21 protein-coding genes are annotated in these 22,510 nt (G+C 56.6%); all 21 read left to right on the forward strand.

The window, feature by feature from the left end:
* Positions 1 to 209 precede the first annotated feature (209 nt).
* Positions 210 to 1,790 carry a hypothetical protein gene (locus ACXAET_RS22635; RefSeq protein ID WP_475191062.1) on the forward strand — a complete coding sequence of 527 codons (1,581 nt, stop codon included), beginning with the start codon at positions 210 to 212 and terminating at the stop codon, positions 1,788 to 1,790.
* Entirely contained in the window at positions 1,787 to 2,308 is a 522-nt protein-coding gene (locus tag ACXAET_RS22640) for a hypothetical protein (protein WP_475191065.1), read from the forward strand. The genes ACXAET_RS22635 and ACXAET_RS22640 overlap by 4 nt, the downstream gene beginning before the upstream one ends.
* A 1-nt stretch (position 2,309) precedes the next feature.
* Complete coding sequence (locus ACXAET_RS22645) at positions 2,310 to 2,516, forward strand: hypothetical protein (protein WP_475191067.1); 207 nt, start codon at positions 2,310 to 2,312, stop codon at positions 2,514 to 2,516.
* Between the two features lies 1 nt (position 2,517).
* Positions 2,518 to 4,131 (forward strand): portal protein, encoded by a 1,614-nt coding sequence (locus ACXAET_RS22650; RefSeq protein ID WP_475191071.1) that lies wholly within the window; start codon positions 2,518 to 2,520, stop codon positions 4,129 to 4,131.
* Positions 4,132 to 4,143: 12 nt separating this feature from the next.
* Entirely contained in the window at positions 4,144 to 4,395 is a 252-nt protein-coding gene (locus tag ACXAET_RS22655; protein WP_475191073.1) for an Acb2/Tad1 domain-containing protein, read from the forward strand.
* A gap of 5 nt (positions 4,396 to 4,400) precedes the next feature.
* On the forward strand, positions 4,401 to 4,706 hold the full coding sequence (locus ACXAET_RS22660) for a DUF2829 domain-containing protein (protein WP_475191074.1): 306 nt from the start codon (positions 4,401 to 4,403) through the stop codon (positions 4,704 to 4,706).
* Positions 4,703 to 4,909 (forward strand): hypothetical protein, encoded by a 207-nt coding sequence (locus tag ACXAET_RS22665; RefSeq protein ID WP_475191077.1) that lies wholly within the window; start codon positions 4,703 to 4,705, stop codon positions 4,907 to 4,909. Before ACXAET_RS22660 ends, ACXAET_RS22665 begins: the two co-directional genes overlap by 4 nt.
* Positions 4,906 to 5,193 carry a hypothetical protein gene (locus tag ACXAET_RS22670; RefSeq protein WP_475191080.1) on the forward strand — a complete coding sequence of 96 codons (288 nt, stop codon included), beginning with the start codon at positions 4,906 to 4,908 and terminating at the stop codon, positions 5,191 to 5,193. The genes ACXAET_RS22665 and ACXAET_RS22670 overlap by 4 nt, the downstream gene beginning before the upstream one ends.
* On the forward strand, positions 5,193 to 6,185 hold the full coding sequence (locus tag ACXAET_RS22675) for a hypothetical protein (protein WP_475191082.1): 993 nt from the start codon (positions 5,193 to 5,195) through the stop codon (positions 6,183 to 6,185). Before ACXAET_RS22670 ends, ACXAET_RS22675 begins: the two co-directional genes overlap by 1 nt.
* Before the next feature lie 152 nt (positions 6,186 to 6,337).
* Positions 6,338 to 6,598: a hypothetical protein gene (locus tag ACXAET_RS22680; protein WP_475191083.1), complete on the forward strand. Its 261-nt coding sequence runs from the start codon at positions 6,338 to 6,340 to the stop codon at positions 6,596 to 6,598.
* Positions 6,599 to 6,856: 258 nt separating this feature from the next.
* Complete coding sequence (locus ACXAET_RS22685) at positions 6,857 to 7,774, forward strand: phage capsid protein (protein ID WP_475191084.1); 918 nt, start codon at positions 6,857 to 6,859, stop codon at positions 7,772 to 7,774.
* A gap of 65 nt (positions 7,775 to 7,839) precedes the next feature.
* Positions 7,840 to 8,307, forward strand: a complete 468-nt coding sequence (locus tag ACXAET_RS22690) for a hypothetical protein (protein ID WP_475191089.1) — start codon at positions 7,840 to 7,842, stop codon at positions 8,305 to 8,307.
* A 15-nt stretch (positions 8,308 to 8,322) separates the two neighbouring features.
* A complete protein-coding gene (locus tag ACXAET_RS22695; protein ID WP_475191093.1) occupies positions 8,323 to 8,925 on the forward strand; it encodes a phage connector family protein in 603 nt (200 codons plus the stop codon).
* Positions 8,922 to 11,078: a phage tail protein gene (locus ACXAET_RS22700; protein ID WP_475191096.1), complete on the forward strand. Its 2,157-nt coding sequence runs from the start codon at positions 8,922 to 8,924 to the stop codon at positions 11,076 to 11,078. The genes ACXAET_RS22695 and ACXAET_RS22700 overlap by 4 nt, the downstream gene beginning before the upstream one ends.
* Position 11,079: 1 nt before the next feature.
* A complete protein-coding gene (locus ACXAET_RS22705) occupies positions 11,080 to 11,529 on the forward strand; it encodes a hypothetical protein (protein WP_475191099.1) in 450 nt (149 codons plus the stop codon).
* A 2-nt stretch (positions 11,530 to 11,531) separates the two neighbouring features.
* Entirely contained in the window at positions 11,532 to 13,517 is a 1,986-nt protein-coding gene (locus tag ACXAET_RS22710) for a hypothetical protein (RefSeq protein WP_475191103.1), read from the forward strand.
* A 3-nt stretch (positions 13,518 to 13,520) separates the two neighbouring features.
* Complete coding sequence (locus tag ACXAET_RS22715; protein ID WP_475191104.1) at positions 13,521 to 17,576, forward strand: zeta toxin family protein; 4,056 nt, start codon at positions 13,521 to 13,523, stop codon at positions 17,574 to 17,576.
* Positions 17,560 to 17,751: a hypothetical protein gene (locus ACXAET_RS22720; RefSeq protein ID WP_475191106.1), complete on the forward strand. Its 192-nt coding sequence runs from the start codon at positions 17,560 to 17,562 to the stop codon at positions 17,749 to 17,751. Before ACXAET_RS22715 ends, ACXAET_RS22720 begins: the two co-directional genes overlap by 17 nt.
* A gap of 29 nt (positions 17,752 to 17,780) precedes the next feature.
* A complete protein-coding gene (locus tag ACXAET_RS22725; RefSeq protein WP_475191107.1) occupies positions 17,781 to 20,333 on the forward strand; it encodes a hypothetical protein in 2,553 nt (850 codons plus the stop codon).
* A 68-nt stretch (positions 20,334 to 20,401) separates the two neighbouring features.
* Positions 20,402 to 22,117, forward strand: a complete 1,716-nt coding sequence (locus ACXAET_RS22730; RefSeq protein ID WP_475191109.1) for a pyocin knob domain-containing protein — start codon at positions 20,402 to 20,404, stop codon at positions 22,115 to 22,117.
* The coding region (locus tag ACXAET_RS22735; RefSeq protein WP_475191111.1) for a hypothetical protein at positions 22,114 to 22,510 on the forward strand (397 nt) is incomplete at its 3' end. The genes ACXAET_RS22730 and ACXAET_RS22735, both read left to right, overlap by 4 nt.

Below are 22,510 nucleotides of genomic sequence, written 5' to 3' on the forward strand. Positions count from 1 at the left end.
CGCGATCAGCCAATCCATCCCGGCAAGTCGCGCCTGGTCTCGATCGTCCTTGGTGCGGGTCGATCGAGAAGGTGGGGGGGGTCAATGGCGGCAGACACCCCCCCACCCCCTGCCGCGAACTGCAATCCCCCCCCTGTGAGACAAAAATCGGATTTGGGAATTTTGCCGATTTCGGGGTCAGGGGGGATCCGGCAAATTGGGGTCAGGGGATGCTAGAAACATTTGCCGGCGATAAGTCGATTACCAAGCGGTTCACGAAGCCGGGGCCGGTGGCCTCGGCCTTCATGCACTCACACGCACGGATCTGCGGGATCATGGGGCCGCAGGGCGGCGGCAAGACAACGGCCGTGATCAACCGGATCATGATGAAGGCAGCGATGCAGCCGCCAAGTCCGGTCGATGGGATCGCGCGCTATCGCTGTGTGGTCTGGATGCGCACCTATCGCGAGCTTTGGGCCAAGGTCATTCCCGACTGGCTCGAGTGGATTCCGCAACAGTCCAAGGCGTTCAACATCAAGTGGACGGGCGGCAAGGATAACCCGGCCGAACATGAGATCATGTTCAAGGCGGTGGTCAATGGCCGGGAAAAGATCGTCAAAATGGAAATCTGGTTTCGCGCGATCGGGGATCAAACGCCGGGCGAGGCGGCTAAGGGTCTGCACGCAACTGACGGATGGTTGCCGGAAAGCACAACGGCCACGGTGGAAATGCGCAAGGCGCTCTTCGGGCGCCTAGGTCGCTATCCATCGGCTGAGCATGGCGGCGCGCCGCATCGTCAGCTGCTATGCGATTGGAACGCCGGGGATCCGTACAACTGGACTACCGAGTATTTCATAAACGAACGGCCGCTTGATGTGGATGATGAGGGCCGCCCAATGGTCCAGTTCTTTTGTCAACCAGGCGGGCGCGAAGCCGGCGCGGAAAATCTGCATAACCTGCCGTCCAACTACTACCGCGATCAGATCGCCGCAAACGCTGATGATCCTGATTGGATCCGGCGCATGGTTGACAATCAAATCGGGTTCATGCGGGATGGCACGCCTGTTTTTGATCAGTTTGACGCGCAAATTCACGTCGCGCCCGATGAGCTGACAGCCTGGCGTGGGGTTGAATTGACACTTGCAGCTGATGCCGGTCTGACGCCGGCTGCGGTGATAGGCCAGAAAAACCAGATGGGTGAGGGTCAGATCCTTGCCGAAGTCACTTCAAGGCGCGCAGGGGCAGAAGATTTCGCGGAATCGCTCATGGTTGTTTTGGACAGCCCGCGATTTGCAGAATGCCCTAGGCCAAAGGTGCTTTATGTCGACCCCACTGCGCTCGATGCCAAAGAAAGCTCAAGCCGCACGGAAAACGGTGAAGGGTTGGCCTCTTGGGCGCGGATCGTTTCCGAAGTCACCGGGCTAGAAGTTCGTCCATCACGTTGCAAGAACGATCCGGTGATACGGGTTGGCTCGGTCAACCATATGTTCAAGCGACGTATCGGCACGCGCGCGGCCGTGATGATTGATCGGCGTCACTGTCCCGAGCTGATCAAGGGTGCAGCTCGGGATTACAAATACGAAAAAACAGCTTTCGTTTCTGGCGGTGCGCTCGAGTACAAGGACAAGCCCACCAAGAATTTCGCGTCACACGTCTGTAACGCGCTCGAGTATTTTGCGGCCAATACAGGCGAACAAGATCTTTTAACGGGAAAGGCCGAGCGCAAGAAGGCGCGCCAGCTTGCGCAGGCGTCCCGCCTGGCACGGGCGGCCGGCCGGGCAATGGATCCGCTGGCGAGGTATGCGCGATGAGCCGTGATCTGATCTTTCGCCCGCTCACTCCTTGGACGTTAAACACCCGAAGGGCAGTTGAGGTTGTCGCTGAAAACATGGATCCGCGAGATCGCGAAGAAATCTTTTCGATCCGATCAGCGGGATCCGTCGCGGAAGATGTAGTCAAAGATATTGGTCTCGCAATTGTTCAGCGCCTCGTCATCGAAGGTTTTGTTGCCTTCAGGGACAGGGGCGAGCTGATCGAGCCTGTTGCCGTTGCACTGGCAACGCGCACGGGCTTACCCGGTGTTGTCAATGTTGGCTTGTTTGGGCGCGAAGGATGTAAGCGCGCGATGCCTGCGGTCTGGGTGGAGATGGCACAACGAGCCTACAGCTTCGGTGATCGGCACGGCATTCATTTGGCGCAGGTCGCAATGATGGTTTCGCACACCGCGGCGCGTCGGATGGCGCGCCGGATTGGTGGTGAAGAGGCGTTCAACTACGGCCCTATCGGCCGTGATGGACAAGAGTACGTTCACGTTATCTGGAGATATTAAGATGGGATTGTTTTCAGCCGATCCGCCGCCACTGCCACCACCCCCTTTGCCAGCACCAAGCGTTGATGACGAAGCCGTTCGTCGCGCCGGTGAAGATGCTGCGCGTCGTGCTTCGCGTCGGCGAAGCTCAGAGGACACACGCGTAGCCCAATCAACGCAGCGGCGCGGTGGACTGGCAAACGCAGCGCGTCAGACGGTCGGGGGCTGATATGGAAGATAAAAGCGAGGTTCGTAAGCTCGTTAGCCGTGCTGAATATCGCAAAACACTTCGCGAACCCATTGTTTCGCGCCGTGAGGCGGTCAGCGAACTTATGCGGCCGCTGCGCGATGATTGGCAGTATGCGACTGAGGGCAAGCCTCGCGGGGTGCGTCGGTATGATGGGACAGCCGTTCTGGCGCTCGATCAGGCCGGCGCCTCGATCTATTCCATGCTGACGGCCACGGATAATATATGGGCTCCGCTGGAATTTGAACAGGATTGGCGCAAGCAAGATGCTGACGCGCGCGCATGGATGGCCGAAGTCAATCGGATCGTCTTTGCGTCCCTCGATCCCGCACGGGATCAGTTTTACAACGACGCGCCGGAAGTCATCCTTGACAGCATCGGGCTTGGTGATGGCGTCTTTTATTCGGCCAGACAGCCAGGATCAGAGCTGTTTCATTCAAAGGCGATCCCCTGGCGCGAATGTTGCTTTGACATAGGCAACTTTGGCGAGGTTACGCATTTCGACCGCTGGTATCGAGAACCCTTGTGGAACGTGGCTGAGCTGTTTGGAAAGGACAAGCTGCCCGATCGGCTGCAAAAGCAGCTCGAGGATCAGCCAAACGAGAAAACCGAGATCCTGCACACGGTTGTTCCCAATGAGGGGTCAAACCGAATTTCGAGCGTGCATCGCTTCATGTCAGTTTACGTGTTGCTTGAGACAACAACCGCACTGAATTGGGGCGGGTATCGCGATATGCCCTACTATGTCAGCCGGTGGGGTGTCGGATCTGGTGAAACCTATGGGCTTGGTCGCGGTTACATGGCCTTGCCTGATACGCAGATCCTCAACGAAATGTCGCGGACCTCGATCGTGGCCGCACAAAAGGCGGCCGAACCGCCCATGGCCGCGCATGACGAGCTGGCCGGCCTTGTGTCTCTTGATCCGAACTTTCTGAATTACGGCGCAATCGACGACGCGGGCAATCAGCTGTTGCGGCCGATCCAGACGGGCGCAAATGTCGGTATTACGCTGGAAATGATGGATCAGCGCCGGCAACAAATTAAAGACGCGTTTTATCACGCGATGCTTTCGCTGGTTGGATCCCCAACACCTTCTGTTGTCGAGATCCTGAAAAACGACGAGCGGCGCGATCAGTCGATGGGGCCGAACCTGGCGCGCATTATATCCGAGTTTCTGGCACCGTTTATCGAGGGCCGCTATCGCGAGTTGAAACGCGCCGGCAGGATCCCGGCGCCGCCGGCCGTGGCCGATGGTGCGCCTCTGCGCGTGCGCTTTGTTTCGCCATTGGCGCGTGCGCACAAGGCCCAGGCTGCACAAGCCACCATGTCAGCCGTGCGCGGGGTGGCCGAAATAGCCAGTGTCGATCCGCGCGCGCGTCACGCGATCAATGGTTTGCGTGCGGCCCGCAAGGTCATCGACGGCTTGGCCGCGCCTGATGAGATCGCATCGACGGAAGAAGAGATTGCAGCTGCGTTGCAAGGTGAAGCGCAGCAATTGCAGCAAGCCGCCGGGCTCGAGGCCGCCGAGCGCGGATCTCGGGCGGTGGAAAGCCTGGCACGCGCCGAAAGCGCGGTCAGCACAAACAACCCGCAATAGGAGCGAACCAAAATGACCAAGGGTGAATATCGCGTTGGGATCAGTTTCAACCCGTCTAATGATGACGCGGTTGGAAAGATCAAGCGCGCAGCTGCGGATCTGATCGACCTGATCGAGAATGAGATCCCGATGAGGCGCGTGGACAATCACGCAGAGGGCATCCGGCAGAGCGAAGTCGGGCGCCTGAAAGAACTGGCACAAACCGCGATCGAGGATGGCGCTATGTGGGCGGTTAAGGCCGCCACCAAGCCCAAACCGGAGTGACGCGCATGGATGGTTTGAACTTCGGGCAAGCTATTGAGGCAATGAAGGACGGCCAAAGGGTCGCGCGCGCCGGTTGGAATGGCAAGGGCATGAGCATTCGTTTGCGTCTTGGCACGGTGATGCGCAGTAGCGATGCCGCAAAACAGGAGAATATCGACGGCATTCCTCAGCGCTATTTTCGGCCAGAAAATTATTCCGTTGTGCCAAACCTGCCCTCGTTCGTGATGGCGACGGCAAGCGGAACCCAAGTGGTTGGGTGGTTGGCAAGCCAGGCTGACATGATGGCCGAGGATTGGAGTATCTGCCCATGAGCGTATCACAAAATGCGGGTATGGCCGGCTTTACGATTGTGCCAGCGCCAAACGGCGGCTGGCTTCTCAGCGAAAACAGACAAGAGCAATTCGAAGCGATGCGGACAATCGGGGCATATAGCAACACGAAAGACATGCTTGCCGCGCTGACGGATATGCTGACGGACGGTGACGGGGTCGCCAGTGAAGGGGGCGGCCAATGACAAACGCAATCGCCGGCTCGCCGGTCTGGCGGGTCAAGGAAACGCTGAAATGCAGCGAGGAAGAAGCCGAAGCGGTCGTTAAGAACCTTGGCCGGATCCTAAGCCATGAGCCAACAAAGGCTTTTGTTGCAATGGCGTTTCACTTGTCCAACACGACGCGGACGCCGAAAGCAACCCGCGACGATATTTTGATCAATGAAGGAAAGCGGCAAGCCGGTCTGTTTATTGTGGCTTGTGCAAAAGCTGGCCTCGATCTCAACACTTACTCTGAGGAAGAAAGATAATGTGGGTTATGTTAAATGCCTGGATCAAAGAACGTACATTCAATCCTGCGGACCTTGGCTCTGGCGGTTCTTCTGATGCTGGCGGCGAAGTTGACGGTGGTGGCGGTGATACTGGCGGCAATGGATCTGTCGATGCAGGCGGCAATGGTGGAGTTGGCGGCGATAGCAACGGTGATAACGGTGGTGATCCTTTTGCGTGGTTCGGCAGCGAAGTAGACGCTGATACGCGTCAATATCTGGAAAACAAGAGCTTCAACGGTCCTGCCGATCTATACAAGAGCTTGCGCGCTGCAGAAAAGATGATCCGCGGCGATCAGATCCAAGGGCCGCCCGATGATGCTGAACAGCATGGCGCGTGGTTCAAGGAAAGTGGCCTTGCAAAGCGCCTGGGTGTGCCAGAGGCAGCGGATGGATACAGCATCGAGGCGCCAAGTTTCGACGATGGTGTTGCATCCCTGATCAACTATGACACCGAGCGCCACGGCCGCCTGATGACAACCGCGCATGAATTGAACATGACGCCGGCGCAGGTTCAGGGTGTCTTGGACTTCTACAGCCAGGAGATCACAGCAGACGCGCAAGCCTTCAATACCGAGGCCAGTGCGGATGAAACGCGGATGAAGGACGAGCTCGGCAAGGAATGGGGTGACAACTACCAAACCAATGTTACTGCTGCGCTCGAGGCCGCGTCCGAAGTCGGGTTAACCGAAGCGCAGATTGAAACACTGCGGGTTGGCGGTGTGGCTGGTTCAACGGCGCTGACTAAGATTTTGTTTGAGCTCGCGCAGGTTCGCGGCAATGACACTTTGAAGGGTGGCGCGCGACCAGGTGGACAAATGGGGCAGGCAGAAGCAGAGCGCGCGTTGTCGGAGTTTACCTCACGGAATGTTGAAGCTCTGACCAAGCGAGATCACCCCGGCCATGTTAACGCTATCTCACAATTGGAAGAATTGAAACGAAAGGCCGGTCGCGGCTCGGCCGGGCAGTCGTAGATTTGAAAAAGATCGTACCCGGTGATTGTATTTACCGGGTATATTTTCCCGCATTAAGTGCTAAAAATATGACGTTTCGCTTGTTTTTCAGCGTGTAATGTCGGATAAAAAACAGGCGAACCAAAGACTGCAATAAGGGAAAAGGCTAGGGGATGAGCTACGGTGCAATACGCTTGGTTGCAAGCAACGGCGGCCCTACCGCCGAACATATTCTAGCAGCTGCCAACGCTGGAAATGGAATAAGTGACACTGCCGAAATTATGGAGCTTGCGAACTCTATCGCGCACGATACCGTATGTCTCATTCGGCGACAAAAAGACAGTGCGATACTGGCGAGTGTGTTGTTGGTTATTCAGGATCAAAGGCTAAAGGTAGCCTTTTTAGAGTGCATCGGTGAATACCTGGTTATCTGATCCCGTTTTGATCCTTGTTTTGACAAGCCCGGCCTAGAGCCGGGTTTTTCTTTTCTGTCTTGGGTCTTGCTTTTTACTACATTTTGGAGTGAATACTTAGTAACCGGCCGCCCTGCCCGATCGGCAGGCCCGGTTGACAGCGGGTAAGACCGCGGGTGCGCGCCCCGCTTGGCGTGAAGATAGGGTCTAGCTGATGAGCTGGCCGCCCCTGTCGCCTGTTTTGAAACCGAAGCAAGCAAAACCGAGGGGATACCCAAAATGCTTGATCAATCCAAATATGACGGCTACGCCGACGATTTCAAAATCGGCTATGAGCTGGCATTGCAGCAAAAAATGTCGCGCTTCCGCGACAAGGTTATGTGGGCCAACCCGGTCAAGGGTGACGGCGCGCAAGTCGTTGACCACATTCTTCCGTTCGAGGCGGAAATTGGCGGATCCGATTTTGAGGATACCAAGTGGACCCATCCAGAGATGGCGCCGCGTTGGGCCTTTCCAACGCCAATCCGTGTAACGGTGCCGATCAGCACCACGGATCGCCTGTCGATGCTGGCGGATCCATCGAATGAGCTGACGCAATCTATTATTGCTGCTCAGAACCGTGCGCTTGATGGCAAGATCATTGTACCTGCGTTTTTCCGTGATGTGACAGGCGGCAAGGACAAGGACAAAGTTCATCAATTTGAGGCCGCGCAAATCATCGGCAAAGATGTTGGCGCTAATGATTCCGGTATCAATCGCGACAAGATCGACAATGCGATCGAGATCTTCGAGACCAACGAGGTCGATCTTGACGAGGAAATGCCCTGGATGGCGATCACGCCGCGGCAACATCGGATCTTGCGCAACCTGGCCGAAGTCAAGAACCGCGACTTTGAAAAGATGGGCGGCGTCATGCGCGATGGCAAGGTCATGCAGTTCTTGGGCTGTCGTGTCTTTGTCTCAAACCGTCTGAAAAAAATTCAAATCGGTGGAACAACCTTTGTTGAAATGCCGATTTGGGTTCCCTCCGGTCTGGCGGTTCAACCCTGGCTGATGCCCAACATCAAGATCAGCGAGCGTCCCGACAAGAACTATGCAACGCAGCTCTTCTGTGAGGCGCGCTACGGCGCGATCCGCACAGAAGAAGGCCGCGTGATCAAAGTTCTCTGCAACGAGGAAGCCTTACCAGCGGCCTAATCGTCAATCGGCCGGCGGGATCCTCGCCGGCCATTTTTCAAATCTCCTAACCAGAGGAAAAGATCATGGCAGAAGTTCATAAATCTGCGGCAACGCTGCCCGACCCAAACGCGGCAAAGCCTGGAAAGGCCGATGTGCGTATCAATCACGGCGCGTTGCGCACATCGGCGCACGCGGCTGTTATCGCAAGCGGCGACAGTGTTGCATCAACTTACGAAGTTGCACGTATCCCGTCACACGCACGGATCTTGAAGCTGTCGAAGCTGCACACAAGCGGCGTGGCGGGCGTCAACGATGCCGATCTCGGTGTCGAAGGTGCGGCCAACTGCCTTATGGCCGGGCAGTCGCTGACATCAGCTGGCGCAAAAGATGCAGCGGCGGCGATCGCGGTTGCTGATATCGGCAAGGCATTGTGGGAGTTGGCAGGTTTGTCAGCGGATCCGAAAAAGGAAATGTCAGTTTTCCTGACACTGAACGCGGCCGCTACAGGCGCCGGAACGGTTGCCGCGGATCTCGTTTACGTCTGCGAGTAAGCAAGGGCAAAGCACATGGAATTAAGCGAAGTTGGCATTGCCTCGGCCGCGCTTCTTCACCTGGCTAAAGATCCGATTGCCGATCTTGACGCGCATGGTGATCCAAACGCTCGGATGATCAGAGAACGGATGCCAGTGGTGCGGGATGCGCTTTTGCGTTCGTACCCGTGGAACTTCGCCATGTGCTTTGCTTCTCTTTCGGGTTCTGTGCTCGACGCGCCGATGTTTGGATTTACCCACCGCTGCGCCCTGCCGGCCGGTGGTGCCTTGCCACATTGTCTGCGTGTCTGGAAGGTCGACACAACGGCGACATATGCGGTGCGGGGCCGTTATCTTTACCTTAAAGGTAACGGGCCGGTGTCGATCGACTATATCGGCCGGGTTGAAAACTACGAGGAATACGATCCTCTTTTCGCTGAGCTGTTGGCGCTGGATCTGGCGCTCGCATTGATGACCCGAATTCCTTCCGGCGAGATCCGCAGATCAAAGCGCGATCTGCAACGTCAGCGTCGGGATGTGCGCCGCACCGCTTCTTTGAGTGATGCAATGGAGGCTTCGCCGGATCCTCTGTCACGCGATGGAACGGGTACGTGGCTTGGCTCGAGGCGGCCGCTATGACCGTTAGGTTTCCAAAGCGGTCACTTGTAGGGGGGGAAATTGATCCCGATCTCCACTACGCATCTGACCTTGCGCCGGCGCGCGTTGGGGCAGCTGAATGCTTCAACTTTGTTGTGCGCGAAAAGGGCGGCGTTGAGCGCACGCCTGGAACCGAGCATATCGCAAAAGCGAAAGGCACGGCGCGGGTTCGCCTGGGTGCGTTTATTAGATCGAGTACGGCCGCCTACCTGGCTGAGTACGGTCCCAACTACGTGCGTCTGCGCAATTCCGATCTGACCGGGCCGGATAGTTTTGATGAGGTCGCAACCAACTATGTTGCCGAGGATCTGATCTATTTGCAATTTGCGCAATCCGCAGATGTGCAGTGGATATTTTCCGGCAAGAAAGTCAAAGAGCTGCAAAGGTCCGATGATGGTGCGGGGGGATACAACTTCGCGCTCGTAGACGCGGCGATCCGCAACGGGCCGTTTATGGATTTGGATTTTTTCGAGACGCGAACGATTACCCCTTCAAGTGTCTCGGGTAATATTACGCTCACCGCTTCGCATGATATCTTCAAGCCAGGTCATGTAGGTGCATTCTGGCGATTGCAGGAAAGAGATTTTTTTGGCGCCCGAAAATGGTCGCCGGAAAAGGAAATCGCGGTTGGAGTTTTAGTTCGCTACAACGGAAACGTATACGAAGTCACGGACCACGGAATTACCTCAAACATTCCGCCAGAACATACAGAGGGTAGCGTTGTCGACTTTAGCCGCGATAATCCAATTACATTTAAATATCTGCATTCTGGGTTTGGAATTGTTGAAATTACCAATTTCATTGATGCCCGAACTGTAAACGCTGTCGTTATAAAGCGTCTGCCCGATGATATTATAGACGGTGGAACAGCCAAATGGCAGGAAGGTGCTTGGTCCGATTATCGCGGGTATCCAATTACCGGGACGCTTTATAAAAACTCGCTCTGGTTGGCCGGTACATTCTCACAACCTACAACACTGTGGAAATCTGCGATCGACGGGTTCGATGATTTTGAACCGGGAACAGAAGATGATATGGCGCTTACGCGTGGCCTCTATGATGGTCGCACCGAGTCAATTCGCTGGCTTTCACCAGAAGCCAATTTAGCAATCGGGACCGATGGGCCGGAATGGATTGCGCGGCCCGAGGCGTCAGGCGATACGGTTCGTATAGATAACCTCTTTACCGAAGTCGCCACTAATATCGGCGCGAGCGAGATACCGGCGATTTCGATATCTGGCCGAACGATTTTTACCGACACAGCCCGGCGTCGGCTTATGTCGATCAAGTATGATATCCGTCGCGAGGGTTGGGAACCGGAAGATCTCTCGTTGTTGGCCTCGCATCTACTCGGGGTCGGCGTGCTTGAGCACGTCTATCAGCGTAACCCTTGGCAAATTGTCTGGTGTTTGCTGGAAAACGGAACCTTGGCCGCGCTCACATATCTTCCTGATCAGAATGTTTTGGCCTGGCATCGGCATGATCTCGGCGATCCTGTTGAAAGCATCGCGGTTTTGCCTGTCGATGGCGGCCGGCGCGAAGCCTTGTTTTTGGCCGTTCGGCGCGGATCTGAGGTTCATATAGAGCGCATGTTTGATCGCTTTCGTCCAGAGGCGGGCGACGGGATTGAGGATGCGCGTTATCTTTTTGCATCCAAGACTTACCAAGAGCTGACGCCCAAAACCACGTTTTCAGGTCTTGATCATCTGGAAGGCCGCAACGTGATCGCGTTGGTTGATGGTCGCAGTCATCCGCCCATTACCGTGACCAATGGTCAAGTGACGTTGCAGTTTGCCGGATCCAATGTCGTGATCGGTTTGCCATATCAAAGCCGATATAAAACGTTGCCCTTTGATATGGGCCTGCCGGATGAAGATCAGTCGAGCCGCAACAAGCGGTTGTCGGAAATTTCGATGGCCTTCAAGAAATCACTTGGCGGCCAAATATCCATTGAAGGATCTTTTGCGAACCTGTTTGAGCTTGGGGCAAGCGATCTTGGGTCTGCGCCACAGCTCTTTAGTGGCGTCAAAAAGGTTACGCCGCCAGCTGCGGATGATGAGGCTCAGTTTACTTTTGTGAACGAAACGGCCTGGCCGACAACTATCCTGTCCATTTTTCCAGAGTACGAGGTCTAGTATGGGGCTTGCATTGATGGCCGCTGGCACTGTCTTTTCCGTGGCGTCATCATTCTCAGCCGCGTCATCGGCGCAAGCTGCTGGTGAATACAACAGGCAGGTAAAGCACGATCAGGCTGATTTTGTCGATGGTAAGACCGCGGCAGATGTGGGCGCTCAGCGCCGTGAATTCGACAAGTTCCGCGGCGCCCTGAGATCCGACATTGCAGCATTTGGGGGCTCGAGCTCAAGCGGAACCGGCTTGCTTCTGGCGCAAGAGGCTGAGCGCCAGGCAAAGCTTGATGAGCTCAACATCGTGACACAAGGCGCAAATCAGGCGCGTGCTCTTCGCGCGGGTGGCAATATTGATGCCTTTGAGGGCAGATCTCGCGCAAGCCAATTGCGCCTGGGTGGATTGGGTTCTGCTCTTCGCGGCGCCGGGGATATCGCACAAACTGCGGGGTATATCTAAAGATGCCAATTCGGGACTATCGGCCACAAACAACGGCACCGTCAGCAGCTCCGGCGCCTACAATCTCGATCGGTGCCGCGAGTGATAATAGTGGCGCTCAATCATTGGCGAATGCCGCGCAAGATGTTGGGCGCACGATCGAGCAAGCCCGCCAGGAAGTCGAATTTAACGATGCCAGGCTGTCCATGATCGAGGGTCTAGGTGCGCTGAATGCGGATCTGACAGCTGATCAAGACTTTGCCACGATGCGCCAGCGCTACGGCGCCCGCCTTGATGAGCTGCAAGCATCCGTAGTCGACCGGATCGGAAATCCGCGTCAGAAAGCCAGGATCGAAACGGAATTCGCACGGGCGCGCGTCGGCGCTGAGGCTAACGTTTTTCGCCGACAAAACACGTTGGAAGGTGGCCATGCGCGTGCAACATTGGCCCGCACGATCCGCACAACAGCAAATGCGATCCCCGTTGCCGGATCTCCTGAAGAGGCGGCCGAGCTTTACAATACAGGTCTGCAATCCATCGCCTCGCTCGAGGCTGTGGGTCACTTGGATGCAGAAGAGGCGGAGTCATTTCGGCAATCTCTTGATCGTGATGTCTCGACGGCCTTAGCGCTCGATGCGATCAACACCGATCCCGCCGCCGCGGCAGAAGCGCTCAGCGAGCCAGGCGCCTTTAATCTCGATGAGCCGCAGCGTCAGCGTTATCTTTCCACCGCAAAGCGCACAGCTGAAAGCATAGCCAACCAGGCCAATGCCAAGCTCGAGCGCCGCTTAGACACCGCGCGCGGTGTTTTGGTCCGCGGCGGTCTGGTAGATCCAGCGGATCTTTCCGAGCTGCAAAATGCAGTCGCCGGCACTGAGTTTGAAACAGAGCTGGCCGGCGCGGTTCAGGCGTCCGAAACGCTTGGGAACTTCTACCAGGCGAAACCGGAAGAACGCGCGGCCGTTATTGCTGAGGCGCGCAGTCGCGGGATCAGTGTTGATGATGCCACTGTAGAGGGTGCCTATCTTTCGACACTCGAACAGATCGACGCACGAGCCAAGCAGGATCTCAAGTCGGATCCGATCAGCTATGCGTTTACCGCTGGACTGCCTGGCGCTGTGCCACTTGATCTTGGCGATCAGGATAGCGTTGAGACGCGCATGGCGTTGGTCGTCGATCTAAACAAGAACCACGGCGCGCCAGTGGCGATTTTCACCAAACGCGAACGCGAGCATTACGAGGATCTACTGAGTACTGGATCTGTCGATGATCAGCTATCGCTTATCGTCTCGATCAATTCGGGCTTCGGCGGGTCTGCGCCGGCCGTGTTCAAAGAGCTCGGCGGATTGGATCCGGCCGTGAAATGGGCTGGAAACCTGGTCGCTGAAACTGGATCTGATCAGGTCGCGCGTACGGTACTTGCTGGACGAAAAGCACAGGAAACCGGCGACGAGTTGACCGCACCGCGCGTGGAGTTGATCGAAGCCTTGGAGGAAGGGCTCGACGGCACAATGAGCGCACAGCCAGGCCGCCGCGAAGAGGTCGTAGCCGCTGTTTCAGCTTACTATGCAGCCAAGGCGCCAGGCCGCGTAACGGCCAATAATCCAGAAACTCAGCGTAAACTTATGGAAGAGGCGGTGTTCAGGGTTCTTGGTGGGTCTGAAATAGACGGCGTGCAGTTTGGTGGTGTTCAGGACGTTAACGGCCGCAATGTAAGGCTGCCCCCTACCCTGTCGAGCAACAACGTAGTTGAGCTGTTTGAAGAGGCAACGCCTGACCTTTGGGCGGCGGGTTCACTGACTGGCAGCGGACCACATGAAGGTGACCAGGTTGTGTTGCCTGATGAGCCGGTATTGCAATGGGTTCAAGGCACAACCTATCGCGTTGGCGTGAATTCGCGGCGGGGTCAAGTTGAGTGGTTCCAAGACCCTGGAACATCAAACGGCTTTTTTTATGTCGATCTGCACAAGATGGCAGCGGCACAACTGCGTAACGCGGCGGGGAATTGATCTATGGATTTGGTGCAAGCACCCGACGATAATCTTACGGATGCAATCCCGCGTCTTGAACCGGATGTTTCGACACCCGAAATCGTGGCGGCGGGCGCGGTATCTGAGGCGATCGAAACGGACTATTGGTGGCTCACTGAGCGCCAGTTTCGGGGATATCTTGATAAGGCATTGGACGTTGCAACGGTCGCAAATGGGCTTTTCACCGAAGAGGATTTAGCCAACAAGGAACCCGGCTTTGCCAGCGCTGGCGGGGCATATGAGTTCATCGTAGATCCGTTGAACCGTGAGGCGAGTATTGTGGAGTATCTGTCAGCCGCACGTCAGAAGCGGCCGGATCTTTTCGAGGGAATTCCTGTTACACGCCCAGAGATCACCGAAGAGGTCAACAAGACACTCAAAGCTGAACATGAAGAGGCGCAAAAGGTTTTGAGCCGTGCGCCTGAAGGTTTCCTGTCCAGAACCGCACCGGAGTTCATCGGTCGCATGGGTACGGCGCTGACCGATGAAACCAACGTGGCGATTACGGTGGGTACATTGGGTGTTGGATCCCAAGCCACACTTGGTCGCTTGATGCTGATCGAGGGTGGGCTTGGTGTTTTGGGCGAAGCCGCGACCCTGCCCAAGCAATTCAGAATATCGGATCGTTTGGATCTGCCGGAACCCAATGTTCCGTTGCAACTCGCCTTTGGTGGTGTTGTCGGTGCTGCTACCCCTGCCCTGCTAAAAGGTGGGCTTCGTGTCGCGAGTGGCGCGGTCGAAGGTGTTGCCGTCACAAACCGTGCAATCGTGCAAAGCCTGCGCAAGCGCGCTTCTGATCTGTCGCCCGAAGAGCGGGCAGCTCAACATGCGCTTGAGCGCCAGATTGCGGAAGAGGATGCAGGGCCACAGGCGCGCGGATCTGATAACTGGCGAGATACGGACGAAGCCACGGCCGCGATCGACGAGGGCCGGCCGCTCGATCTTGAAGCTCATGAGGCGGATCCCGATCGCGTCGAGGCTTTGACCACTCCGAGCAAGGATACCGTTGGCCCTACACCGCATACGGTGCGCCCTGTCGAGGATAATGTTCGAGCCATGATCCGCGATAGTGAGGCGCGCAACAGCTACAACACGCCAAGCGATTTTTCGGTAATCGCGCCGCCCAGGCCGTTAACGAAGATGACGCTTAACGAAATTGACGCTTGGCAAACCGAGAATATCAATGCTGGTGCGCAGTCGACCGCGGCCGGCGGCTATCAGATCATACGTGATACGCTGCGGGACTTGCGCGAAAATTTGGGTCTGACCGGCAACGAGGTATTTAATGAAGATCTTCAAGATAGGCTCGCTGATGAGCTGATGCGTGATGCCGGCCTTGATGCGTTCAAGGCGGGTGAGCTACCAGCTGAGGCGTTTGCTGACAATCTTGCTGAAATATGGGCGGCGTTTCCAACCGCGTCGGGCCGGTCTTTTTATGATGGCGACGGCCTAAACGCTGCAACGATCGGGCGGCAACAGGTGCTCGATGTGCTTGGTGGTGAGATCTTTGTTTCTGGTCGGCGTGCACCGCCCGTCATGAGCCGCGTTCAAGCTGCGAGCGTGGGTGTGGATGCGCAAACCTATCAGTTCCGCACGAACGTCAATTCTGATGGCGTAGAAAGCCCGCTCGATCGTGTGACGGAGTGGGATGAGCTCTTGGCCGGTGACGTGATCATCCATGAGCGTCGGGACGGGTCGCGTTGGATTGCCGACGGCCACCATCGTCGGGATCTAGCAAACCGCCTCGAGGCCCAGGGACATGCCCCGATCGAGTTCAACGCATTTGTTCTGCGCGAGGATGAGGGCTATTCGATCGCTGATGTGCGCGCGATCGCCGCCGTCAAGAACATCGAGGCTGGCAATGCCAGTGCGATCGACGCAGCCAAGGTGTTGCGTGTAGATCCAGCGATGTTGGAAAAGCTAACGTTGCGTAACAGTTATGCCCGCGATGCGCGCGGCCTGTTAAAGCTGTCAGATGATAACTTTGATATCGTAACAAACGGGCTTGTGCGCGAAGATTTTGCGGCTCTTGTCGGCGAGCTGACCAGTGACGCAGAATTGCAGGGCGGGATTTTGCGCACGATGATATCGGTGAAGCCTCGCAACCTGGCCGAAGCTCGGCAGGTCGCAGCTGATGCGCATCGCTCGGGCCTCGAGCGTGCAGCGCGAGATAGCCAGGCATCGCTTTTTGGGGATGACTTTGAACCCGCCGAAACACTATTCAAAGAGCGGGCCGAGGTTTTTGCAAAGGCAATGTCGCAACTACGCAATGACCGGCGTGTGTTTAGAACGTTGGTCCGCGATCAGGATCGGATCAAAGGGGAAGGCAATGCGCTCAACGAAACCAGGAATGCAGCTCGAGTCAGTACAGACGAAACCGCAATCGGGCTCATCGAAAAGCTCGTCAACCGCGCCGGACCCCTTGACGACGCACTCAACGCCGCAGCAAGAGGCGTCCGCAACGGCAACAGCGTCAGATCAGCCGTCAGCGAGTTCGTCGGATCTGTCCGATCGGAGATTGAAGGAGGCGATACAGCTCGGCTCTTGGATGGCGCAGATGGAAGGTCGGGCGATGCTGCAACGCCGGATGGTCGCGCGGATGAAGGCGCAGAAGCAGGACGCGAACAAGGGTCAGATCCCAACGCCGTAGTTGAGGGATCAGCAGACACAGCAAGCGACGATATACCGGCTGATCGAGCGGAGCTCGGCGAGCTGGTTGCGTCTGGTGCTGATCGTGCAACGATCGACACGCATCCGGCGATGGTCAGGGCGCTTGAGGAAATGGAAGCGCGGCCGGAAACTCACGTAGTCGAGGGGTACAATACTGAGGCTTGGCACTCCGGCCGAACCTATGTGTTTGACGGTGAAGAGGTTACGGGAACCGAGGCCGCTCTTGATCGTTGGGTCGAGGACGCAAAGTCTCTGGCATGGCGAGAATTGGGCATAACGCCGCAGGACTTGCAGCCTGGCGGCAAAGAGGTTACTTTTCTCTTGGGTCCACCCGCAGCTGGAAAATCCACGATCGCTAATGAGATCGCAGTTGCACGGGGCGCCGCAATCCTCGACAGCGACGAGATCAAGAAAACCATTCCCGAATTTGATGGCGGGATTGGCGCATCAGCCGTTCATGAGGAAAGTTCCGATCTTTCGCGCCTGGTTGAAGCGGATCTGATCGCTGACGGTTTCAACGTAGTTGTACCTAAAGTCGGCGGTAGCGCCGCCTCGATCGAGCGGGCTATTGGTCGGTTTAAAGATGCCGGCTACGAGATCCGGCTTGTGAATATGGCGGTAACGGCCGAGAATGCCTATCAGCGGATGATTGGTCGCTTTGTTGGCACCGGTCGGTTAATCAACCCGGCTTACGTTGATGCGGTGGGTGAGCGCCCATCCTCAACATTCCGCGCGCTGAAACAGAAGGGGATCGCTGATGGCTACGCGGAAATCAACAACAACGGAGGGAAAACCGATGCAAAACCAGTCTCAGAACTCGAAGGCGTCAACCCGCTCGAAGGAAGTTCCTTCGACCCAAACACGATCGAAAATGGTGGAGATCTACGAGCGAGTGGAAGCCAACGAAGGCTTGAAGGAGATGAGCCCGGCAATGAAGTCAATCCTAGCCAGGCGCCGCGGCAAGCTGAACTAGAGGCAACCGAGGCCGGCGATCAGCTGGTGACGCCAGGTGTGCGCGCCCTGAATGATCAAGACCGTCTAGCAGCCCAACAGAATGCGCCTTTACGTGGCGGATCTGAACCGGCTGATGGCGGTCTTTTTGATTTGGGGGCGCGTGATCAAACCGATATGTTCAGCGATGCCGGCCGAGATCTTTTTGATGATCCTGCTGCAAGCCCAGAGATCGAAGCTCAAACAGTCGCGGCAGAAAACGCGGTGCGATCGGCGCTCGATGCTGGCGAAGTGTTCCAGGTTCCGACTGGGCGCACGATCGACGGCCAGCCCGAATTGATCGACGCGGCTGATCTGTTGGCAGATCTCGACGCTGACGCTGATTTCCTGGGGGCGCTCGATGCCTGTAGAACGTGATGCGCTCAATGGCGAAATCCTAACGGCCGGTCAGCTGCAAGAAAATGCCAGCGTCATTTGCTGGATGTGCAGCCTGTGCGGCCGCGTCGTGCTTTCCGAGTATGTGTTCATATCCGAGGATGGTCAAATCATCTGCACCAACTGCGAAGCGGTTGAGGGCATTGTCGAAACATAGCTTGCTAGGTTGCTAGCAATGGGGGAAATATGAGCCTGTTTGACTGTATCACCAACGCGATCGAGGGCGGCGAAATGGATGCCGATCGAGGCGCAGAGGCGCAGCGGCTCTTTAACGAGCTGCGCAGCGACTATGCGGGCCGCATCGGCGAGGACGCGGCGAACGCGCAAGCGGCCGAGGATGTTAAGCGGATCATGGCCGCGCGTGCCGGCCGTAAGCGCCGGCTGACCATGTTGCGCCTGTCCACGGCGCATCGCAACGCTCAACACATGATGAACCACACCACGTTGCGCGGGGTGAAAAACCCGGCCGATGCGTTGCGGATCTTTATCAACGGGGATGAGACAAGCCCAATCCAAGGCATTGTCCCTTTGGCAAAGAGCCTAACCGGTTTCTATCACGCTGAAATGGATCGTGTTTTATCGACGTTTGGACGAAACATTTTCGGCCAGGTGCGTAACAAGGCGCAGTTATCGAATATGGTTCGTGAACTGTTTGGTAACAGCACGGGCGATGCGATGGCCGGGGATCTTGCCAAGGCTGCAAGGCAAACGCTCGATCGCGCGCGGCGCGACTTTAACGCCGCCGGCGGCGATGTGGGCAAGTTGGAAAACTACGGACTGCCAATGCACCACAATGGCCGTGCGATCGAGGCCGAAGGATTTGAGGCATGGCGTGACTTCATTTGGAACAAGCTCGATTGGAGCCGGATCACAGACTTTCAAACTGAACAGCCTTTTGCCGTCGCCGGCGCCCTGCCCCCGCGTGGCGGCCGCGCTGATGAGTTTTTGCAAGAGATTTATCGGAACGTAACAACGGACGGTTGGGCTAAACGTGAGGCGTCGTTCCTGGATCGCGGCCTTGCGGTATCCAGTCGCCGCGGCGCCAGCCGTGTTTTACACTTCAAGGGTGGTGATGAATGGCTCGACTATAACAGCCGGTTTGGATCCGAGGATCCGTTTACAACGCTGGTTACATCACTCGACGGTTACGCACGCGACACGGCGTCAATGCGCGTTCTGGGTCCAAATCCATCGGCCGGGTTAACCTATTTGAGCCAGGTCGCGGAGAAAGCGGCGCAGGAAAACCCTTGGGGCAGCTCGCGCGGTGCCACGGTTAACGAAGTGCGCAAGGCCAGCCGTAAGGCGGCGTCCATGCTCGATCTGCATTCTGGCGCCGCCCAGGCGCCCGTTGATGAGCATCTTGGCAACTTTCTCGCAGGAACGCGCGCAGTGCTTGTGTCGGCACAACTTGGCTCGGCCGCAGTATCTGCTGTCACTGACATTGGGTTTCAGTGGGTTGCAGGCCGCAAGATCGGCCTGGACCCGGGCGGGGTCATTGGCAATATGATGAAAGAGCTTGGCAGTGCTACAGCTGATGCCGGCCGCAAAGCGATCAACGCAGCCGGTGGTAATCTCGAGGTTCGCAGCCGACGAAATCAGGCGATCCGAAAAGGTTTGATTGCTGATAGCCTGGCAAATGTCGGTGCGGCGCAGGCTCGCTATATGGGCGATGTGTTCACGCCGGAAAAAGCCGCTCGATTATCTGATTTTGTTTTGCGCGCGTCTGGTCTGACAAAATGGACTGAGGCCGGCCGTCATGCGTTCCAGCTCGAGTTTATGGGCTACTTGGCTGACAATGCTCATCGCGGATGGGATACGGTGGATCGGCCGCTTCGAACTGTGCTCGAGCGCAAAGGTTTCACTGCCGATGATTGGGACGCGATAAGATCAACTGAGCTGCACGATGAAGATGGGGCAACCTTCCTTGTACCGCATGAAATGCGAAGCCGCACCGATCTGGCGCCTGGTCGCGCTGATGATCTTGCCTTGCGGCTCATGTCCACCATCCATGAGCAAACCGAGTTTGCAATTCCGTCAGCTTCGCTAGAGGGCCAGGCGGTGTTTCTGGATCAGACACGACCCGGTACGCTGATCGGTGAGCTGGCGCGTTCTGGCTTCATGTACAAGACTTTCGGAATGTCGGTGCTATACAACCAAATTCGCCGCACGCTTAGCTTTCAAGGGGGATGGAGCCGGGTCTATTATGCCTCGTTCATGATGGCCCTGACGGGGATTATGGGCGCGGTGTCGCTGCAAATGAAAGAGATCGTCAAGGGTCGGGATCCTCGGCCGATGGACACGCCCGAATTTCTCGGTGCCGCCTTATTGCAGGGTGGCGGCTTCGGGATCTTCGGAGATTTTCTCAGCTCGGAAAGCTCGCGCTTTGGAGGCGGGATTGAAAGCACGTTGGCCGGCCCGGTATTCGGCGCAGCTGGTGACGTGATATCTTTGGGGATCACCGCGGCCAGGTCGCCCTTTGGCGGTGAGGGAAATCTAGGTCGCCAGGCATCGAACTTCTTGCGATACAATACGCCCGTAACGGGGATTTGGTATGCAAAGGCGGCCTTCCAAAGAGGGTTGTTCGACAACCTTCAACGCATGGTCGATCCCGATGCGGAGCGCGCCTGGCGCCGAGCTGAACGCAAGCGCATCAGAGAATTCGGCAATCCGTCATGGTGGGCGGCTGGCGATGCGCTGCCAGAGCGTGCGCCAGATCTAGGGAACGTGCTGACGCGGTGACTGAACGCTAGGGCTTGAGAAAAACGCCCCGATGTGTAGTAGTTTACTACATATTGGAGTGTAATGGCATGACGGTCACAGCAATCAAGACGTTTCAAGATCCGCAGGATGGCGACGGTGTAACGCTGTCTTTCCCGTTTTCGCTGCGCAATGATGCTCTATCCGATATTCGTTGCGAAATATTGCGAGCTGACGGCTCGGTAATAGTACCCGCTTTTTCCGTTTCGGGTGATAGTTCTGGCGGCACGGTGACGCTTGACGAGGCGCCGAGCGCTGTTGAAAAAGTTCTTATTTTTCGGCTGACCGATCTTACACAAAAAACCAATTACACCTCTGGTGACTTTCCCTCGAGCGCACATGAGCGCGCGGCCGACAAGCTGACGATGGCAGCGCAAGAACGCGCTTCGATCGCCGAACGAACTTTGCGGTTCAATCAGTTCTCACCGGCAATTTCTGAAATGGCTCCGGTCAGAGTCAAGCGAACAATAGTGCGCACAGAAACGGGATTTGCCGAAGGGCCAACCACTGATGAAATATCTAACGCCCAGGGTTATGCTGAGGCTGCGGGTGTCTCTGAAACGAACGCAGCCAACAGTGCAAATGCGGCCTCTGCCTCAAGTGCTGCGGCAGCGGACAGTGCAAGCGGAGCTGAACAGAGCAATATCGCTGCGGCAGCGTCAGCGTCTAATGCGGCCGCATCTGAAACCAACTCTCAGAACGCCGCCACTAGTGCAATCAACAGTGCGTCGGGTGCTCTGGTTCGAGCTGGTGAGGCTTTGGCCTCAGCCAATGCCGCTGCTGCTTCGGAGGCCAATGCGCAAGCATCGGCAACAAGTGCCGGACAGTCTGAAACGAATGCCAGTTCGAGTGCTTCGGCCGCGGCCGCGAGCGAGGCTAATGCTGCTGCAAGTGCCGAAGCGGCTGGCTTGTTTGATCCATCCGGCCTAGCTCGACTGGATGGGTCGGATTTCACGGGTCTAGTAAGCACGGCAAACAATGTTTCTGTGGAGTTCGGAGCAACACCTATTCGCAAGCTGGGGGTCAATGCTGGCGTCAATTACAGTGGGTTTGTCCCGCGTCTTGCTGACGGTAGCGATTGGGATTGGCCGGCACGTCTGGTTCATGGCAACGGCCAAAACGGCAATCGGGGATGGTTCATCGGTTTTGAAGGTGATGAAAGCAACCGAATTGTAACACAGGGCGGTCTTGGCGGTTTCGCTGGCGACATCCCCATCATAACAGACAGCTTCAACATAAACCGGCCTGCTGGATTCTACCGCTGTAACTTCGGTGTCAATCCAATAGGCACCCCGGCACCCGATTGGGCCACGATTGTACGGCACCATCCTATCGGCATCGACTACGCGTTTCAGGAGGCTATTCAGTTCGACGGAAACCATCCGAACGCGGCCACCTATAAGCGGTATCAAAACGCCGGGGTTTGGACAGCATGGGTTCGCACGGACATTCGCGGCGCGATCAACAGCGGTGCGATCGCAAGTTATAACTCGCGTGGGATTGGCACCAATTACACCAACACGTCAGGTCGGCCAATTCTTCACATGGTCACGCTGCGCACAACAACGAGTAACAATCCAAGGTGGATACGGGCCGAGGGGAAGGTCGACGGGGCTATAGTTATCAGCACCAGCTATGAGGCTAGCAGCATCAGCGGAAAAGTCGGGGTCACATTCGTTTGTCCGCCTGGTTCCGTTGCCCGTGTAGACGCTTCGTCTAACGGCCAAGCTCTTGATTATTGGAAAGAATGGGTGATCGGCGCATGAGACATTTCATAGACGAGGACGGCGAACTGTGGGGTCTGGATGATCAGGCCGGTGATGAATGGATCAAAGACGACTGGACGCCCATTACCGACGCGCAATATCAGGAAATTCTCAACGAGAGAAGTCAACTCGATCTGAAAGCCAAGCGCGATCAGGCGCAGCTATCTCGAACCGTATTCTGCCAAAAACTGTGGCGGATGAACATTCTGCCTCAAGACGAGGCGGTAGCTGCGGCGCGTGGTGAGTGGCCGGCATCGTTCATGTCGTTTGCTGCTGGCCTGTCTGCGGATGCCGCAGCAGATGCCCAGATCGAATGGGCGGGCGTCACTGAAATCAGATACCGCGCACCGCTTCTGCAAGCTCTGGCCCTGTCTCATGAGGGCGGCGATCAGG

It is taken from the genome of Ruegeria sp. AWH4_226 (assembly GCF_056159225.1).